Genomic DNA, 17,787 nt, shown 5'->3' on the forward strand with positions numbered 1-17,787 from the left:
GCCCTGTCAAGGAGCTATTCGGCCTGTGCGGCGCGCTCCCGGATGTAGACCAGAGCCCGATCCAAGCGTTCAATGGTAGTGGACTGACCGAGCAGTTGCAAGGTCACGTCGATGGGCGGCGATACGGCGCCGCCGGAGACGGCCACCCGGATGGGCTGCGCCACCTTGCCGAACTTCATCTCGCGGGCGTCCACCACGTCCTGGATCACCTGGTGCACCGCCTCGCCGCTCCATGCATCCAGCGCCGCCAGGCCGTCACGCACCGCCTGCAGCGGCTCCTCCACCGCCGGCTTGAGATTCTTCTTGGCCGCCTTCTCGTCGAGCTCCTCGAAATCCCGGAAGAAGAACAGCCCCGTGTCCGCCATCTCGGCGATGGTCTTGGACCGCTCCTGCAGACTCTCGATGACCGGTATGAGATCCGTCACCGCCTCGGGGTCCCCTCCTCGCTTGCGGAGCTGATCCTTGAACGGCTCCACCAGATCCGCCGGTTCCCGCTCGCGGATGTAGTGGCCGTTCAGCCAGACGAGCTTCTCCTGGTTGAACACCGACGCGGTCTTGCCCACCGACTCCACGGCGAACAGCCGCAGCAGGTCGTCCCGGGCGAAGATCTCGTCGTCACCGTGGGACCAGCCCAACCGGGCCAGGCCATTGACCAGGGCCTCGGGCAGGAAGCCGTCCTCCTTGTACTGCAGGACACTCACCGCGCCGTGGCGCTTGGAGAGCCGCTTCTTGTCCTCGCCGAGAATCATGGGCACGTGCGCGTAGCGCGGCGGCTCCGCGCCGAGCGCCTGCAGGATCTGCATCTGGCGCGGGGTGTTGTTGAGATGGTCGTCGCCGCGGATGACGTCCGTGATGCCCATGTCCCAATCGTCCACCACCACCGTCAGGTTATAGGTGGGGCTGCCGTCGGAGCGGGCAATGATCAGATCGTCGAGCTCCCGGTTGTCGAAGGCCACCGTGCCGTGGATCCGATCCTCCACCACGGTCTTGCCGCGCTCCGGGGCCTTGAAGCGCACCACGGGGCTCACCCCCTCGCGGGGCTCGGTGCGCTGGCGGCAGCGCCCGTCGTACATGGGCTTTTTGCCCTGTGCGCGCTGCTCCTCGCGCATGGTGTCCAGCTCTTCCTTGGTGCAATAGCAGTGATAGGCCTGACCGCCCTCGAATAGCTGGTGGATGACTTCCCGATATCTTTCCGTGCGCTGGCTCTGGAAGAACGGGCCCTCGTCCCAGTCGAGGCCGAGCCAGGAAAGCCCGTCGAGAATGGCCTGCACCGCCTCGGGCGTGGACCGCTCGGCGTCGGTATCCTCGATGCGAAGGACGAAGGCCCCCTGGTTCTGCCGGGCATGCAGCCAGGAAAACAGGGCGGTACGGGCGCCACCGATATGGAGATAGCCGGTGGGGCTGGGTGCGAAGCGGGTTCGTACGGTCATTTAGGGCTCGGTTCCTCGTGGTCGGACACCGTGTCCAAAGATGTTACTCTGACGGCTCTGCGCGACGTCCCCCAAAAAGGGGCCGGAATCTTATCATCGTTGCGGCCGCCACTGAACGGCGGCTGGGGACGGTCGGGGCGGGCCGCTGGCGGCGGCGCCGACCCCGAACGCACAGGAGAGCAATACTCGATGCGCACTCTGGCATTCATCGGCATTTCCCTGTTCATGACGGGCTGTGCCCAGATGCACGGCACCGCCGCCGATACCTCCACCTCCGCCGATACCGCCGACGCTGCCGACACACGCGCCGACAAGACGGCTGGTGGCACCGACCAAGAGCAGACGGGGAAGGCCGATTCGAAGCCGGCCCTGGCCATGCGCCTCCCCAGCCTCATAGAGGACGACATCGCCTTCCGCCCGCAGGCATCCGGGGACGCCATTCGGACGGCCGCCGAACAGATCGCGGAAGACAAGGAGCCCGCGGAGGAATTCTGGGGCTACTTCCTGCCGCGCCTGCAGCTGGAAACCACCGAGCACCATCAGGTCCAGGCGTTCATCCGCTTCTACCGGACGCACGAGAATTACCTGAACCGGGTCTTCAACCGCGGCAAGCCCTTCCTGCCCCATATCCTGGGACGCCTGGAAGAGGAGGACATGCCCCTGGACCTGGCCCTTCTGCCGGTAGTGGAGAGCGCCTTCCGGCCCTTCGCCTATTCGTCGGGGCGCGCGGCGGGCATCTGGCAGTTCACCCCGGCCACGGGACGCCATTTCGACCTGGAGCAGAACTGGTGGTACGACGGCCGCCGGGACATCCTGGCGGCCACGGACGCCGCCGTGGAATACCTGAAGCGCCTGAACGACCGCTTCGACAGCTGGCTCCTGGCCCTGGCCGCCTACAACTCCGGCCCGGGCACGGTGAGCCGCGCCATCCGCGAGAACGAGCGGCGCGGCCAGCCCACCGACTTCTGGCACCTCGACCTGCCGCGGGAGACCCGCGGCTACGTGCCCAAGCTGCTCGCCCTTTCGCACGTGGTGCGCAACACCGACGAGTACGGGATCAACCTTCCTGACATCCCCATGAAGCCCGGGTTCCAGGTGGTGAACCTGGATAAGCCCATCGACCTGGCCCGGGCCGCCGACCTCAGCGGCTCCGAAGTGGAGACCCTGTACCGCCTGAACCCCGGCCTCAATCAGTGGTGCACACCGCCGGACGGCCCCGGCCGCCTGGTCCTGCCGCTGGGCACCAAGGAGCAGTTCAAGGAGGCGCTGGCCGAGCTGGATCCCTCGGAGCGGGTGCGGTGGGCGCGCCACCGCATCGACCGGGGGGAAACCCTCTCGGAGATCGCCTCCGAATACCGTACCACCGTCTCCGTGCTGAAGCGGGTCAACAACCTGTCGGGCTCACGGATTACCGCGGGCAAGCACCTGGTGATCCCCACCGCCTCCGGCTCCGAGCAGAAATACGCCCTGAGCCGCTCCCAGCGCCTGGCCGCCATCCGCAGCGACGGTCCGAGCGGCCGCTCCAAGGTCATTCACCGGGTGCGCCGCGGCGAGTCCCTCTGGGAAATCTCGCGCCGCTTCAACGTGAAGATGAACCTCCTGGCGAAGTGGAACGGCATGGCCCCCGGGGATACCCTCCGGGAAGGCCAGAAGCTCGCCGTCTGGGTCTCGGGGGGTGACGTCAGCAGTAGCAACAGCCGCTCCGCCCGGTTACGCTACCGGGTGCGGCAGGGCGATTCCCTGTGGTCCATCTCCCGCAAGTTCAACGTGGCGCTGCACCGGCTCCGCAACTGGAACGACCTGGCGCAGGACGAGCTCATTCACCCCGGCGACAAACTGACCATCTACGTGGATCCGACGAAGCTCGCCGAGCACCGAGGCTGATTCTACTTGGCTGAAACCGCCCCGCCATTTGCCATCAGGCGCTGGATCCTGGGGGGGCTCGCCCTCGCCCTTTCAGGGCTCGCCGGCGCGGCGGTCCCGGACCGGGAAGGAGCCCCCGCCCATGGCGGCGAGCGCATGGTGGCCGTCGCCGCCGAGGCCTCCAACCTGATCCCGTTCATGGCGGGGGATTCCGCCTCCAGCGCCGTGGGCGGGCTCATCCACGCCACGCTGCTGCGCTACGACAAGAACCTCGAGCTCACCGCCGCCCTCGCCAAGCGCTGGTCCGTGAGCGAGGATGGCAAGAAGCTCACCTTCCACCTGCGCGAGGGCGTGCGGTTCCCCGACGGCCACCCCTTCACCAGCGAGGACGTGGCCTTCACCTGGCGCACCGTCGTTGATCCGGAAACACGCACCCCCTACGGGCAGCAGTACCGGCGGGTGAGCCGCATCGAGACCCCCGACAGGCACACCTTCATCGCCCACTACGACGAGCCCTACGCCCCGGCGCTCTCCACCTGGGCCTCCCTCTCGATCCTGCCGGCGCACCTTCTGCGGGACGAGAACATCAATACCACGGACTTCGCCCGCGACCCCATCGGCCTGGGCCCCTACGGGCTGGAGCGCTGGATGGCGGGGCAATCCCTCCATCTGCGCGCCAACGACGCCTACTACCGGGGCCGTCCGTACATCGGCCGGGTATCCTTCCGCATCATCCCGGACACCACCACCCAGTTCCTGGAGCTGGAGGCGGGCCACATCGACCAGATGAGCCCCTCCCCCACCCTGTTCAAGCGGACCTTCCCGAAGCGGGAGGACCTGCGCGAGCGGATCGCCACTTACAGCTATCTGGGCAGCAACTACACCTACCTGGGCTTCAACCTGCGCCGCAAGCCCTTCACCGATATCCGGGTGCGGCGCGCCATCGCCCACGCCATCGACCGCACCGAGCTCATGAAGGGCGTCACCCTGGGACTGGCGGAGCGCATCTCCGCGCCCTACAAGCCGGGAACGCGCTGGTATCCCGACGACATCGACCCCTATGAGTATGATCCCGCCCAGGCGCGGCGCATGCTGACCGAGGCCGGCTGGAAGGACGCCGACGGCGACGGCGTGCGGGAGAAGAAAGGCCGGGAGCTGGCCTTCGAGATCATCACCAACAATGACAACAAGGAACGGCAGATCGCCGCCACGCTGATCCAACGGCGCCTCCGCCAGGTGGGTATCGACATCACCGTGCGCCTGGTGGAGTGGGCCACCTTCATCAGCCAGTACATCAACAAGCACGACTTCGACGCGGTGATTCTGGGCTGGAGCCTGTCTCCGGACCCCGACCAGTACAGCATCTGGCACTCCAGCCAGCAGAAGCCGGGCCAGTTCAACTTCGTCGGCCTGGAGGATCCGGAGGTGGACCGGCTCCTGGAGGAAGGCCTGCGGGTGTTCAAGCCGCGCAAGCGCGCCGAGATCTATCACGAGCTCGCCCGCGAGCTTTTGGAGGCCTGCCCCATCGTGTACCTGTACGCACCCTATTCCCTGTCCGCCATCGACCGCCGCATCCGCAACATCGAGCCGGCGCCGGCGGGTATCGAGTACAACGTGGAAGAGTGGTACATACCGGAGCCACTGCAGCGAATCGAGATTCAGCGCTAAATAAGCTCCCCGCCGGGGAGCCGAAAGCCAGTGCCCGCGCGGGCCCGGTATCCGGGAGCGCGCTGGCGTTCCGCCCCTCCGCTGTGGCGTTATGAGCGGAGGACGTTCCCCCAACCCCGCAGAGTCGCCCAATTGCTGATCTACCTGGTGAAACGGCTCTTCTGGATGGTCCCGGTGCTGTTGGGCATCACCATCATCTCCTTCGGGGTGATGCATCTGGCGCCGGGCGACATCACCACCCTGGAGACCAGCCTCAATCCGCGCAGCGGCATGGAGGCGCGGGAGAAGCTGCGGGAGGCCTACAACCTCGACGAGCCGCTGCACGTGCAGTACTGGCTGTGGCTGAAGCGCGTCGCGGTGCTCGACTTCGGCCAGTCATTCAGCTCCGATAACCGCCCGGTGCTCACCAAGATCGGCGAGCGGCTTCCCGTGACCCTGGCCATCAACATCGCCTCCCTGCTGGTGATCCTGGCCGTGGCCCTGCCGGTGGGCGTGATCTCGGCGGTGCGCCAGAACAGCCTGCTGGACCGCAGCCTCACCGTGATCGTCTTCCTCGCCTTCGCCATTCCCGGGTTCTGGCTGGCCCTGCTGCTCATGGTGCTGTTCGGCGTCCAGCTGGGCTGGCTGCCGGTTTCCGGAATCCACGGCTTCGATTACGAGCAGCTCGGCTTCTGGGGCAAGCTGGGGGACCTGGCGGAGCACCTGGTGCTCCCGGTGGTGGTGTCCGCCTTCGCCGGCATCGCCGCTTTCTCCCGCTACGTGCGCTCCAACATGCTGGAGGTGATCCGCCAGGACTACGTGCTCACCGCCCGGGCCAAGGGGCTCGCCGAGCGCACGGTCATCTACCGCCACGCTCTGCGCAACGCCCTGCTGCCGGTGATCACCCTGCTGGGGCTGTCCGTGCCCGGCCTCATCGGCGGCTCGGTGATCTTCGAGACCATCTTCGGCATACCGGGCATGGGCCAGCTGTTCTTCAACGCGGTCCTGATGCGCGATTATCCGGTGGTCATGGGCATCCTGGTGATCGGCGCCATCCTCACCCTGCTCGGCAACCTGCTGGCGGACCTGGCCTACGCGTGGGCGGACCCGCGGGTTCGCCGGGGGCTGGCCTCCTCATGAGCCCCGCCGTCCGCCGTCTCTTGCGCAATCCGTTGGCCGTGGCCGGCGGGGTGATCGTCGGCTGTATGGCCCTGGCCGCCATCTTCGCCCCCTGGCTGGCGCCGTATAACCCTTACGCCATTAACGTGGACCACATCCTGGAGGGCCCCTCCGCCGCCCACTGGATGGGCACCGACCGCCTGGGCCGCGACGTCTTCAGCCGCATCCTCTACGGGGCCCGGGTATCGCTGTCCGTGGGCTTCGTGGCCGTGGGCATCGCCACGCTCATCGGCGTGCTGCTCGGCAGCCTGGCGGGCTATTACGGCAAGTGGGCGGACAGCCTGATCATGCGCCTGGTGGACATCATGCTGGCGGTGCCCACCTTCTTCCTGGTGCTGGCGGTGATCGCCTTCCTGGAGCCCAATATCTTCAACGTCATGGCGGTCATCGGGCTCACCTCCTGGATGGGCGTCTCGCGGCTGGTGCGGGCGGAGCTGCTCTCCCTGCGCTCCCGGGAGTTCGTGCTCGCCGCCCGCGCCCTGGGCGCCGGGGACGGCCGGCTCATCGGCCTGCACCTGCTGCCCAACGGCATGGCGCCCGTGCTGGTGGCCGCCATCCTCGGCGTGGCCGAGGCCATCCTGGTGGAATCGGCGCTCTCCTTCCTGGGGCTCGGCGTCCAGCCGCCCTTCGCCTCGTGGGGCAACATCCTGGCCGAGGGCAAGGACCACATCGAGTTCGCCTGGTGGCTCTCCCTGTTCCCCGGGCTGGCCATCTGGGTGACCGTGCTCGGCTTCAACCTGTTCGGCGAAGGCCTCCGGGACGCCTTCGACCCCCGTCAGGCGGGCGAGGTGGAGTAACCCCGGCACACTTCTTTTCAGCCGGGTCCCGAGCCTATAAACTTGCCCGACGCAACCGCCTCCTCAGGCATTTCAACCAGTCAGGAGCCGCATAGCCCATGGGTTTTCTCACCGGCAAAAAGGGCATCATCTTCGGCATCGCCAATAAGAACTCCATCGCCTGGGGCATCGCTCAGGCCATGGCGGCGCAAGGTGCCGAGCTGGCCCTCACCTACCAGAACGAAGGCTTCCTCAAGCGCGTGCAGCCCCTCGCGGAAGAGCTGGGCGCCGAGATGGTGCTTCCCTGCGACGTCACCGACGACGGGCAGGTGGACGAGGTCTTCAAGGAGCTGGAAAGCCGATGGGGCGGCCTCGACGTCCTGGTGCACTCCCTCGCCTTCGCGCCCAAGGAGGAGCTGCGGGGCAGCTATATGGAGTCCACCACGCGGGACGGCTTCATGACGGCCCATGACATCAGCAGCTGGAGCCTCACCCGCCTCGCCCAGGGCGCCCATCCGCTCATGAAGGACCGGGAGGACGCCGCCATCCTGACCCTGAGCTACCTGGGCGCCGAGCGCACCTTCCCGCACTACAACGTCATGGGCGTGGCCAAGGCCAGCCTGGAGGCGAGCGTCCGCTACCTGGCCGCCAGCATGGGTCCGGAAGGCGTCCGCGTGAACGCGGTGAGTGCCGGCCCCATAAAGACCCTGGCCGCCAGCGGCATCGGCGACATGCGCACCATCCTCCAGCACAACGAGGAGCGCGCGCCCTTGCGCCGCAACACCACCATCGAGGAAGTGGGCAACACCGCCGCCTTCCTGGCGAGCCCGCTGGCTTCCGGCATCACCGGCGAGGTGCTGCACGTGGACAGCGGCTACCACAGCATCGCCATGTAGCGGCCCCGGCAAAAGGGTAGCCGCACCCCGCAAGGCGGTACCAAGCAAAGAGCCCCCGATCGGGGGCTCTTTTGCGTCCGGCAGTCCGAAGCGGGCTACTTGTCGGCCACGTAGTAGACCCAGCCGATGCGGTTGGCCCGGGCCTGATCCACCCAGAACCGCAGGGCATCGGAGGTGGCATCCACCACCTCCCGGCCCACCCGGTCCTCGAATTCCGCCCGCCGCCGTTCCAGCTCCTCGCGGACCCAGCCGTAGGACAGGGCCACGTTCTCCGACCAGTCCTGGTGGCTGCGGATGGTGAAGCCGAGATCGGCCAGGGCCTCGAGGTAATCGCCGTCGTCCCACATCTCGGGGGCGCCGACGCGCTCATAGATCCGCGCCCGGATGTCCTCGGGAGTCCCGCCGCGTACCAGCAGCTCCGAGAACACCAGCCGGCCGCCGGGCCGCAGGACCCGGTGGGCCTCCTCCAGCACCCGGCGCTTGTCGGCGGCGTGCAGAAAGGCCTCCTGGGACCAGTACACGTGGAAGCGGTTGGCGCGGTAGGGCAGCTCGTGGAAATCCGCCCACTCGAAGGCCACGCGGTGGCTCATGCCCGCCTGGCTGGTGAGCCGGCGTCCCCGCTCCAGCTCTTTTTCGGAGATGTTGGTGGCGAGCACCTGGCAGCCGTAATGCTCCGCCAGGAAGCGCGCCAGGGCGCCGTATCCGCATCCCACGTCCAGCACCTCCTGGGCGGGGGTGAGGCCCACATTGCGGCTCATGATCTCGTTGGTGCGGGCCATGGCCGTGGGCAGGTCCTCGTCGGGCGACTCGAACAACCCCATGTGGATGTTCTCGCCCCAGATATCCTTGTAGATCTCGTTGGCCGCGCCGTCGTAGTAGCTCCGCGCTTCCGAGACCACGTCGCTAATGGCATCGCGCATGTCTGCTCCTCCCCGGCATCCCGCGCCCGCGTACGCGGCGGGCGCCGGGATGTCTCGGCCGCTTCAGGCCTTGGGCTTGTAGGCCACCTGCTGGATGAAATCCACGTTCTCGCGGTCGTAGGGCTTCTCGAAGTCGCCGTAGCGCTCGACGTTGATGAAGCCGGCATCCTCGAACAGGTGGGAGACATAATCCTGCCGCAGCGGATACATGTTGAGCTGGAACTGGGCCCCGTCCGTGAACTTGTACTCGAAGCGCGCCAGATAGCGGGTCAGCTCCGCGGGATAGGCGTCCACGCCCTTGCCGGTGTAGTAGTGCTGATGCTTGGAGCTGTAGCCGTGATCCAGCATGGAGTCGTAGTTGCGGTGATCGACGATCACCATGCCGCCGGGCCGCACCACCTTGAAGAAGGCCTCCATGGCGTCCCGCCGGGCTTCATGCTCGAACAGGTGGGTGAAGGAGTTACCCAGGCAGACCAGGGCATCGAACCGCTCCGCGCCCAGCTCCTTGTCCAGCTTTACCCAGTCGGCGGTCCGGGTATCGGCGAAGGTGACGCCCATCTGCGCGGCGTTGTCGCGGGTCTTGGCCAGCATGTTCTCCGAGCCGTCGGTGGCCGTGACCACCAGGCCCGACTTGGCCAGGTTGATGGCGTTGAAGCCCGTTCCGCAGGCCACGTCCGCCACCTCGCGCACTCCGGAGCCCTTGAGCAGGCGCTCGTAGAAGCCGCCCTCGGAAGCTGCCCGGGCCTCCCAGCCCACGAGCTGGTCCCAGTAGTCCACGAAGTCCGGGGTGTATTGGCCGTACTGGTTGCCGGTGTTCAGGTTGCGAATGGTCATGGATGCTCCTGTTGGCTGTTTGGCGGCGGCCGCAATGCCGCGATACGCCACACAGCTTAGCCAGCCGGGGCCACCCATTACAGAAGCAGTTCTGTTTGAATTTTACCGGTACAGTTTTTCCGAGCGAAAAACTGTACCGGTTTCGCCGGACCATATCTGTACGGGAATGGCGGAGACCGCCCATTCGGAACAGCGGCCGTCCCGGCTGGATCCGGTTCGCTCGGTTCTTGGAGGGAAGCCCGGAAAGGGAATGGGGGGATACCGGGCCCGGTCAGAGGTAGATGCGGTCCTGCTTTTCCCGCAGGAATTCCTGGTAGAGGGCCTGGTCGTCATCACCCACCAGGTCCGCGTTCACGAAGGGCTCCATGCGGCTGTCCGCGATTCCGAGGCCCTCAAAGGCGTCATCGATCTTCTGCAGGTGGCCTTCCTTCCAGTTCTTCTGCGCCTCCCGCTTCGCCGGGGCCCTTTCCAGGCCAAGCCGGTCGCATAGGAAGTCGAAGGCCCCTTCCCGCTCTATGTTCACCACCAGGAAATTGCCCCCGTCGGCGAAGAGCCGGACGAAATCCATGAAGAAGGCGTTCCGCGCCAGGATCTCGTTCTGGATGTTCTTCACGCCGGGATTCAGCCAGCCCGTGCCCTTCTTCTTGCCCTTGCCGAACCAGTGGTTCATGGCGCTACGGATGTACTTGTAGGCGGGGCGGGTATTGAGGATGAAGGTGCTGTTCACGTAGTAGGCGCGCATCAGGCCCAGGGGCTGGTAGTTGCCCCGGTCCGAGAAGCAGTCGTACTTCCGCGTGTTCCAGTTGCCCGGAAAGTGCAGGCTCCGCAGGCCGTTCTCGGTGAAGAGCTTGTGCAGGGACTTGGTGCCGGAGCGCGGATGCCCCACCACGAAGATCTTTTCCTTTTGCGGATCGTCCTTGCGGTGGAGCCGGAAATACACGTGATTCCGGGCCCGCACGATCGCCGCTTCCAGCCGGTATATGTCCAAGATTCCCACCCGTTCGCCCTTTTTCCGCACCTCCCGCGCCTTTCCGGCGCGGGGGCGCGCTGCCTTCCGGAATCAGCCCTGCCCCGAGGAGAAGTCCTTCAGGATCCGGACCTCGAAACGCTGACGGAGATGATTCAGGACGGCCTGCAGGCGGGCCTGGCCGCGGCTTTGACGGATCTGGCTCCGGATGCGCTGCCGCGCCTGGTCGGTGAGCTGGTCCCGCTGCGGATGAATCACCTCCTCCACCCGGAAGACGGCATAGTCGGTCCGGGAAACGTGCGCCGTTCCCGCGGCCTCTTCCTCCGCCGCGAACACCGGGCCCGCCATACCGCTGGGGAGCTGTTCGCGGGCCTCTTCCCGGGTTACCGGACCGGCCCCCTGAACCGAAATGCCCAGATCCTCGAGCTGCTTGTCCAGGGAGGCGCCTCCCGCCACGGCCTGGCGGGCCTCCTCCGCCTTCTTCTTGGCCAGCTCGCGGGCGCGCTTACGCCGCAGATCCTGACGCACCGCCTCCTTGACCGCCTCGAAGGGCTCCACCGTCGATGGCTGCCGTTCCAGGACGTGCATTCCGGCAAAACGGCCGTCGCCGAGCTCCACCCCTTCGGAATTGCGGCCCACGTCGGTCTGGAAGGCCGCCTCCCGGAACGCCTCCGCGCTGGGCGAGCCCGAAGGCATGGCCCCCTCCTGCGGAATCCAGGAGGAGGTCCGAACCTCCAGGCCGAACTCCTCGGCGGCCGCCTTCAGGGTGTCCCGGGTATACAAGAGATCGTTGAAGGTGGGCAGGCGGTCATAGATAAGGTCCACCGCCCGGTCCCGGCGCCAGTCCGATGCGGCCTGCTTCCGGATCTCGGCAAACTCCCGCGGCTCTCCGGAGTCGCCGGTATAACGGTCCGCGTTCTCCTCGTAATAGGTCCGCAGCTCCTCGGTGCCCGGCTCCTCGATCTGCTCGGCCACGGCTTGAGGATCGAGGACCACGTAGCGCACCTTGCTCCGCGCCGGCCGCCGATACTGCTCCTTGTTCTTCTCATAGGAATCGCGCAGGGCCTGTTCGTTCAGGGAAACCTGATCGGCGAAGGCGGAAGGCGCGAGGCTGCCGTAGCGGATGCGACGCTCCTGGTTCTGGCGCCGGAAGGTCTTCCAGACCTCCTCCTCCGCCACCAGGGTGCCCCCCTGCAGGAAGCGGCGATAGTCCTGGACCGCCAGGTCCTGCCGCACCCGGTTTTCATACTCGCCCGGCGCCATTCCCATGCGGCCGAGGATGCTCTGGTATTGGCTGGTGCTGAATTCGCCGCCCTGCTGGAAGACCGGCTGGCCCTGAATGGCCATCCGCACCGACTGGTCGGAGGCCGTCAGATTCAGGCGCTGGGCCTCCAGGTCGAGGAGCCGCTCCCGGATCATCTGCCGCAGGACCGCCCGCCGCAGCCGCTGTGGATCGATCTGATCCATGGAGAACCGGCTTCCCAGCTGCTGACGCAGGCGCTGCCGTTGGTTCCGGACACGGCTCTCCAGGGCCTGCTGGGTGATTTCCTGGTCCCCCACCTTGGCCACCGCCACTGACGTATCGCCTGAGAAGTAATCCCCCATCCCCCAAAAGACGAAACTCAGGACGATCAAGGAGAACAGCACCTTGACGATCCAGCCCTGGGCTTGGCGACGCATGAAATCGAGCATCTACGGGGTCCTCGGTCGGTACATGGTGATCGAAGCGGCAAGCGCGCTAGCGGCCGGCGGCCATCGCCGCCTACGGGAGGGCCGGCCCCTCAGGGCGCGCGGTCAACAGCGGAGGGGATAAAATAAAGGTGCAAGGTGCGGAGCGGAACCCCCCTGCCCGCCCTGGAGAAGGAATATTCCCCGGTGCGCATCGGGCGGACGGCCAAAGCCGTCCTGATCCCCGGAAGATTCCCGCGTGGGCGGGGGCGGCGGCGCGCCTTGCCGGGCAAGTCCGGATATGGGCCCTGGACGGCCGCAATGCCGTTTTTGGCCACTTTCCGTTTGCAAGCGACCACAAACACAAAAAAAGCGAACCTCGAAAGGTTCGCTTTTCAGAATATGGCGGGGCGGACGAGACTCGAACTCGCGACCTCTGGCGTGACAGGCCAGCGCTCTAACCAAACTGAGCTACCGCCCCTAACTGAAAACGGATTATAACGAGTTTTGGTGGGCGGTACAAGGTTCGAACTTGTGACCTCCGGTGTGTAAGACCGGCGCTCTCCCAACTGAGCTAACCGCCCCCGAAAACTCCTTATTTTACGGAATCCTTCAGATTCTTGCCAGCCTTGAACTTCGGCACCTTGGTCGCGGCGATCTGGATCGGCTTCCCGGTCTGCGGGTTGCGACCCTGGCGCGCCGGACGCTCGGACACGGAGAAGGTCCCGAAACCGACAATGCCGACTTCTTCGCCCTTGGACAGGGAATCGGAGATGCCCTCGAAAACTGCGTTTACGGCCCGCCCAGCCGCAGCCTTGGACAGATCCGCGTCTTTCGCCACCTTCTCGATCAGGTCGGTCTTGTTCACAGTACTCCCCTTTCTTCCGGTGAGTGACCCTGATTTCTTATACGAGCCCTTGCGCGACAATGTCAACCATGAAAAACACCGCGCTGAAGGCCCCCTGACAAAAAAACCATTAAATTTTCGAAACTCGGCGGACTGTCGAGCTTCGCGCAAGGAACCCCGGACACTGGAAATGCAACATACCAGCGTTCTTTCCGTTGCTCAACACAAAAAAACCGGGTCGGAATCCGACCCGGTTTTCCGTTTTTAGAATTTTCTAATGCGCTGTTGGCCGTTCCTGAGTGGAGTCCCGATCCTCTCCCTTGGGGCTCGGCCCCGCCTCGGGGAGCGGCTCCGGCAGGTACTCCAGGGCGATCTTCAGCACCTCGTCGATGGTATCCACCGTATGGATCGTCAGCGGATCCTTGATATTCGCCGGGATCTCGGTGAGGTCCTTCTCGTTCTCCCGGGGGATGGCCACCTCCTTGAGGCCGCTGCGGCGCGCCGCGAGGAGCTTCTCCTTCAGCCCGCCGATGGGTAGCACCCGGCCCCGCAGGGTCAGCTCACCGGTCATGCCCACATCCGCCCGCACGGGAATGCCCGTAAAGGAGGAGATGATCGAGGTGCACATGCCGATGCCCGCGGAGGGACCGTCCTTGGGCGTGGCGCCCTCGGGGACGTGCACGTGGATGTCGTGCTTCTGGTAGAAGTCCGGCTCCAGGCCCAGCCAGCGCGAGCGGGCACGGACCACGCTCATGGCCGCCTGGATGGACTCCTGCATGACGTCGCCGAGCTGGCCGGTGATGGTCAGCTTGCCCTTGCCGGGCACCACGGTTGCCTCGATGGTAAGGATGTCGCCTCCCACCTCCGTCCAGGCCAAGCCGGTGGCGGCACCCACCTGGTTCTCCTCCTCGGCCTGCCCGTAGCGGTAGCGCGGCACCCCGAGGTACTTCTCCAGGTTCTTGTGGGTGATCTGGACCTTCTTGCGCTTGTTGTCCGTGAGCAGCTCCTTGGCCGCCTTGCGGCACAGGGTGCCCATCTCCCGCTCCAGGTTCCGGACGCCGGCCTCGCGGGTGTAGCGCCGGATGATGTCCAGCACCGCATTCTGGGAGACGGTGAGCTCGTCCTTCTTGAGCCCGTTGGCCTCCTTCTGCTTGGGCAGGAGGTACTGCTCGGCGATGTGGAGCTTCTCCTCCTCGGTGTAGCCGGGGAGCTGGATGATCTCCATGCGGTCCCGCAGCGCCGGGGGGATGTTCATGCTGTTGGCAGTGGTGATGAACATGACCTGCGACAGGTCCACCTCCGCCTCCAGGTAGTGGTCCTGGAAGTGGTAGTTCTGCTCCGGGTCCAGCACCTCCAGCAGCGCGGAGGCCGGATCGCCCCGGAAGTCCATGCCCATCTTGTCCACCTCGTCCAGGAGCATGAGCGGGTTGCGGGTCCCGGTCTTGGAGAGGTTCTGGACGATCTTGCCGGGCAGCGCGCCGATGTAGGTGCGCCGGTGGCCCCGGATCTCCGCCTCGTCGCGCACGCCGCCCAGGCTCATGCGGATGAACTTGCGGTTCGTGGCACGGGCGATGGACTTGCCGAGCGAGGTCTTGCCCACGCCCGGCGGTCCGACGAGGCACAGGATGGGGCCCTTGAGCTTCTTGGACCGCTGCTGCACGGCCAAGTACTCGAGGATCCGCTCCTTGATCTTCTCCAGGCCGTAGTGGTCCTCGTCCAGCACCCGCTGGGCCTTGCCCAGGTCGCGGGTGAGCCGGGACTTCTTCTTCCACGGCACGGCCACCAGCCAGTCGATGTAGTTGCGGACCACGGTGGCCTCGGCGGACATGGGGCTCATCATGCGCAGCTTCTTGAGCTCCTTGTCGGCCTTCTCCTTGACCTCCTTGGGCATGCCCGCGTTCTCGACCTTCTCCTCCAGCTCGTCGGCCTCGTTGCCGCCGTCCTCCAGCTCGCCGAGCTCCTTCTGAATGGCCTTCATCTGCTCATTCAGGTAGTACTCGCGCTGGGACTTCTCCATCTGCGACTTCACGCGGCCGCGGATGCGCTTCTCCACCTGCAGGAGGTCGATCTCAGACTCCATCATGGAGTACAGATGCTCCAGCCGCTCGCGGAGGTCCTCCATCTCCAGGACCTCCTGCTTCTCCTCCACCTTCAGCGAGAGGTGCGCGGCGATGGTGTCGGCGAGGCGCGCCGGGTCCTCAATGGAGGAGAGGCTGGTGAGCACCTCCGGCGGCGTCTTCTTGGAGAGCTTGACGTACTGCTCGAACTGGTTGATCACCGAGCGCATGAGGGCATCCATCTCCTTGTCCTCGAACGGACCCTCGGAGAGGAGCTCCACCTGCGCGGTATAGTATTCGCCTTCCGCCTGGAAGTCGGCGACCTTGGCCCGCTTGCCGCCTTCCACGAGCACCTTCACGGTGCCATCGGGCAGCTTGAGCAGCTGCAGGATGGTGGAGAGCGTGCCCACCTGATGCACGCCTTCCGCCTCCGGCTCGTCCACGGAGGCGTCCTTCTGCGCCACGAGCAGGATCTGCTTGTCGTTGGCCATCGCCTCCTCGAGGGCGGCGATGGACTTTTCCCGGCCCACGAACAGCGGGATCACCATGTGCGGGAAGATCACCACGTCCCGCAGCGGCAGGACGGGCACCACGTCCCCGGTTTGCGCGGTAATCGGATTCTGTTCCTGTTCGGCCATATCGTGCTTTACCTTCCTCGGCGCTCGGAGGCGCCCGCCCGGCGGAAAGCCGGCCAGGCGCCGCCGCACGCCTGTAGCGCCGGGGCCTCAGCGCTGGGCGTCGCCCCCGGCGTATCGGTTCTCTTCCTCGTCCTCGTAGATCAGCAGCGGATCCCCGCCCTCCTCGATCACGGAGGCGTCGATGACGCACTTCTTGACACCGCTCATGGAGGGCAGCTCGTACATGATCTCGAGCATGGCGGACTCCAGGATGGAGCGCAGGCCCCGAGCCCCGGTTCCCCGCTCGATGGCCTTGCGGGCCACCGCGTGCAAGGCGTCGTCGCGCAGCTCCAGCTCCACGCCGTCCATCTCGAACAGCCGCTCGTACTGCTTCACGAGGGAGTTCTTGGGCTCGGTGAGGATGGAGATCAGGGCCTCCTCGTCGAGCTCGTCCAGCGTGGCGAGCACCGGCAGCCGGCCCACGAACTCGGGGATCAGGCCGTACTTGATCAGGTCGTCCGGCTCCACCTTGCGCAGCAGCTCGTCGCGCTTGCCCTTCTCCTCCTCGCTGCGCACCTCGGCGGCGAAGCCGATGCCGCCGGTCTCGCTGCGCCGCCGGATCACGTCCTCCAGGCCGTTGAAGGCGCCGCCAGCGATGAAGAGCATATTGGTGGTATCCACCTGCAGGGTCTCCTGCTGGGGATGCTTGCGCCCCCCCTGCGGCGGCACCGAAGCGGTCGTGCCCTCGATGAGCTTGAGCAGGGCCTGCTGCACCCCCTCGCCCGACACGTCGCGGGTTATGGAGGGGTTCTCCGACTTGCGGGTGACCTTGTCGATCTCGTCGATGTAGATGATCCCGCGCTGCGCCTTCTCCACGTCGTAGTCGCAGTTCTGGAGGATCTTCTGAATGATGTTCTCCACGTCCTCGCCGACGTAGCCCGCCTCCGTGAGGGTAGTGGCGTCGGCGATGGCGAAGGGAACGTTCAGGATCCGGGCCAGCGTCTGCGCGAGCAGCGTCTTGCCGGAGCCGGTGGGCCCCATGAGGAGGATGTTGCTCTTGGAGAGCTCCACCTCGTCCTCCTGCTCGCGGGACTCCAGCCGCTTGTAGTGGTTGTAGACGGCCACGGAGAGCACCCGTTTGGCCAGATCCTGGCCCACCACGTAATCATCGAGGGTATCGAAGATCTCCCGCGGCCGGGGCAGACCCTCGAGGCCGGACAGGGAGGAAGGCTCCTCCTCTTCCTCGGCGGTAATCTCGTTGCAGAGATCCACGCACTCGTCGCAGATGAATACCGACGGGCCCGCGATCAGCTTGCGGACCTCGTGCTGACTCTTCCCGCAGAAGGAACAGTAGAGAAGCTGTTCCCCGCCGTTGTTGCGGCCTTCCTTGTCATCGCTCATCGCTGGATACCTTTAGCCGGTCCCTCCGGAGGGACGATTCTCCAGGACCGAATCAACGAGTCCATAGTCCACCGCTTCGTTGCTCGACATGAAGAAGTCGCGCTCGGTGTCCTCTTGAATTCGCTCGTAACTCTGACCCGTGTGCTCCTGCATGATCTTGTTGAGGGTCTCGCGGGTCTTCAGGATCTCGCGGGCGTGGATGTCCACGTCCGTGGCCTGCCCCTGGAAGCCGCCCAACGGCTGATGGATCATGGCCCGGGAGTGGGGAAGCATATGCCGCTTGCCTTCCGCCCCCGCGGTAAGCAGCAGCGCCCCCATGCTGGCCGCCTGCCCCACGCAGAGCGTGGAAACGTCGGGCCGGATGAAGCGCATGGTGTCGTAGATGGCCAGGCCGGCCGTCACCGAACCCCCGGGGCTGTTGATGTAGAGGTAGATATCCTTGTCGGGGTTATCCGCCTCCAGGAACAGGAGCTGGGCCACCACCACATTGGCCATGTGGTCCTCCACCGGGCCCACCAGAAAGACGATTCGCTCCTTGAGGAGGCGGGAGTAGATGTCATAGGCACGCTCGCCGCGGCCGGTCTGCTCCACGACCATGGGCACGTAGCCCAGCGCCTGTGTATCGACCGCTCCGTGCTGACTCGGTTCCCAATCCAATTGCGGTGTCCTGGTCTTATCGGTTGTT

At 65.8% G+C, this 17,787-nt stretch carries 14 protein-coding genes and 2 tRNA genes; 5 read left to right on the forward strand and 11 right to left on the reverse strand.

The window, feature by feature from the left end:
* Positions 1 to 14 precede the first annotated feature (14 nt).
* On the reverse strand, positions 15 to 1,430 hold the full coding sequence (gene gltX / locus ACERLL_RS07010; RefSeq protein ID WP_373655359.1) for a glutamate--tRNA ligase: 1,416 nt from the start codon (positions 1,428 to 1,430) through the stop codon (positions 15 to 17).
* 189 nt (positions 1,431 to 1,619) lie between these two features.
* On the opposite strand from gltX, the gene ACERLL_RS07015 reads away from it, so the two are divergent.
* The 5 genes from ACERLL_RS07015 (at position 1,620) to ACERLL_RS07035 (ending at position 7,791) form a co-directional block, all read left to right on the forward strand.
* Positions 1,620 to 3,314: a LysM peptidoglycan-binding domain-containing protein gene (locus ACERLL_RS07015; RefSeq protein WP_373655360.1), complete on the forward strand. Its 1,695-nt coding sequence runs from the start codon at positions 1,620 to 1,622 to the stop codon at positions 3,312 to 3,314.
* Positions 3,315 to 3,320: 6 nt separating this feature from the next.
* Positions 3,321 to 4,961, forward strand: coding sequence for a peptide-binding protein (locus ACERLL_RS07020; RefSeq protein WP_373655361.1), 1,641 nt, complete (start codon positions 3,321 to 3,323; stop codon positions 4,959 to 4,961).
* Between the two features lie 132 nt (positions 4,962 to 5,093).
* Positions 5,094 to 6,080, forward strand: a complete 987-nt coding sequence (locus ACERLL_RS07025; RefSeq protein ID WP_373655362.1) for an ABC transporter permease — start codon at positions 5,094 to 5,096, stop codon at positions 6,078 to 6,080.
* Positions 6,077 to 6,916, forward strand: a complete 840-nt coding sequence (locus ACERLL_RS07030; RefSeq protein ID WP_373655363.1) for an ABC transporter permease — start codon at positions 6,077 to 6,079, stop codon at positions 6,914 to 6,916. Before ACERLL_RS07025 ends, ACERLL_RS07030 begins: the two co-directional genes overlap by 4 nt.
* Positions 6,917 to 7,014: 98 nt before the next feature.
* Positions 7,015 to 7,791, forward strand: coding sequence for an enoyl-ACP reductase FabI (locus ACERLL_RS07035; protein WP_373655364.1), 777 nt, complete (start codon positions 7,015 to 7,017; stop codon positions 7,789 to 7,791).
* Between the two features lie 95 nt (positions 7,792 to 7,886).
* Here ACERLL_RS07035 and ACERLL_RS07040 read toward each other — a convergent pair whose 3' ends face one another.
* The 10 genes from ACERLL_RS07040 to clpP form a co-directional block, all read right to left on the reverse strand.
* Positions 7,887 to 8,711 carry an SAM-dependent methyltransferase gene (locus ACERLL_RS07040; protein ID WP_373655365.1) on the reverse strand — a complete coding sequence of 275 codons (825 nt, stop codon included), beginning with the start codon at positions 8,709 to 8,711 and terminating at the stop codon, positions 7,887 to 7,889.
* 63 nt (positions 8,712 to 8,774) lie between these two features.
* On the reverse strand, positions 8,775 to 9,545 hold the full coding sequence (locus ACERLL_RS07045; protein ID WP_373655366.1) for a class I SAM-dependent methyltransferase: 771 nt from the start codon (positions 9,543 to 9,545) through the stop codon (positions 8,775 to 8,777).
* A gap of 271 nt (positions 9,546 to 9,816) precedes the next feature.
* On the reverse strand, positions 9,817 to 10,533 hold the full coding sequence (locus tag ACERLL_RS07050) for a hypothetical protein (RefSeq protein WP_373655367.1): 717 nt from the start codon (positions 10,531 to 10,533) through the stop codon (positions 9,817 to 9,819).
* Positions 10,534 to 10,605: 72 nt separating this feature from the next.
* Positions 10,606 to 12,204, reverse strand: coding sequence for a peptidylprolyl isomerase (locus ACERLL_RS07055; RefSeq protein WP_373655368.1), 1,599 nt, complete (start codon positions 12,202 to 12,204; stop codon positions 10,606 to 10,608).
* Between the two features lie 379 nt (positions 12,205 to 12,583).
* A tRNA-Asp gene (locus tag ACERLL_RS07060) sits at positions 12,584 to 12,661 on the reverse strand.
* A 27-nt stretch (positions 12,662 to 12,688) separates the two neighbouring features.
* Positions 12,689 to 12,764 (reverse strand) — tRNA-Val (locus ACERLL_RS07065).
* 11 nt (positions 12,765 to 12,775) lie between these two features.
* Positions 12,776 to 13,048, reverse strand: a complete 273-nt coding sequence (locus ACERLL_RS07070) for an HU family DNA-binding protein (RefSeq protein ID WP_054966998.1) — start codon at positions 13,046 to 13,048, stop codon at positions 12,776 to 12,778.
* Positions 13,049 to 13,301: 253 nt separating this feature from the next.
* The gene (lon, locus tag ACERLL_RS07075) at positions 13,302 to 15,722 is read right to left on the reverse strand and encodes an endopeptidase La (RefSeq protein ID WP_373655369.1); all 2,421 of its coding nucleotides are present in this window, start codon (positions 15,720 to 15,722) and stop codon (positions 13,302 to 13,304) included.
* Positions 15,723 to 15,809: 87 nt separating this feature from the next.
* A complete protein-coding gene (gene clpX, locus ACERLL_RS07080; protein ID WP_373655370.1) occupies positions 15,810 to 17,102 on the reverse strand; it encodes an ATP-dependent Clp protease ATP-binding subunit ClpX in 1,293 nt (430 codons plus the stop codon).
* A gap of 12 nt (positions 17,103 to 17,114) precedes the next feature.
* The gene (gene clpP / locus ACERLL_RS07085; RefSeq protein WP_373655517.1) at positions 17,115 to 17,714 is read right to left on the reverse strand and encodes an ATP-dependent Clp endopeptidase proteolytic subunit ClpP; all 600 of its coding nucleotides are present in this window, start codon (positions 17,712 to 17,714) and stop codon (positions 17,115 to 17,117) included.
* Positions 17,715 to 17,787: the final 73 nt, after the last annotated feature.

Source organism: Thiohalorhabdus sp. Cl-TMA (assembly GCF_041821045.1).
In the GTDB taxonomy this organism is placed as follows: Bacteria; Pseudomonadota; Gammaproteobacteria; order Thiohalorhabdales; family Thiohalorhabdaceae; genus Thiohalorhabdus; species Thiohalorhabdus methylotropha.

Bases quoted from the DNA above. Each gene is read 5' to 3' on its own strand.
- clpX (WP_373655370.1), bottom strand. From the start codon at position 17,102: ATGAGCGATGACAAGGAAGGCCGCAACAACGGCGGGGAACAGCTTCTC.
- gltX (WP_373655359.1), bottom strand. From the start codon at position 1,430: ATGACCGTACGAACCCGCTTCGCACCCAGCCCCACCGGCTATCTCCAT.
- ACERLL_RS07040 (WP_373655365.1), bottom strand. From the start codon at position 8,711: ATGCGCGATGCCATTAGCGACGTGGTCTCGGAAGCGCGGAGCTACTAC.
- ACERLL_RS07015 (WP_373655360.1), top strand. From the start codon at position 1,620: ATGCGCACTCTGGCATTCATCGGCATTTCCCTGTTCATGACGGGCTGT.
- ACERLL_RS07045 (WP_373655366.1), bottom strand. From the start codon at position 9,545: ATGACCATTCGCAACCTGAACACCGGCAACCAGTACGGCCAATACACC.
- ACERLL_RS07035 (WP_373655364.1), top strand. From the start codon at position 7,015: ATGGGTTTTCTCACCGGCAAAAAGGGCATCATCTTCGGCATCGCCAAT.
- ACERLL_RS07055 (WP_373655368.1), bottom strand. From the start codon at position 12,204: ATGCTCGATTTCATGCGTCGCCAAGCCCAGGGCTGGATCGTCAAGGTG.
- ACERLL_RS07030 (WP_373655363.1), top strand. From the start codon at position 6,077: ATGAGCCCCGCCGTCCGCCGTCTCTTGCGCAATCCGTTGGCCGTGGCC.
- lon (WP_373655369.1), bottom strand. From the start codon at position 15,722: ATGGCCGAACAGGAACAGAATCCGATTACCGCGCAAACCGGGGACGTG.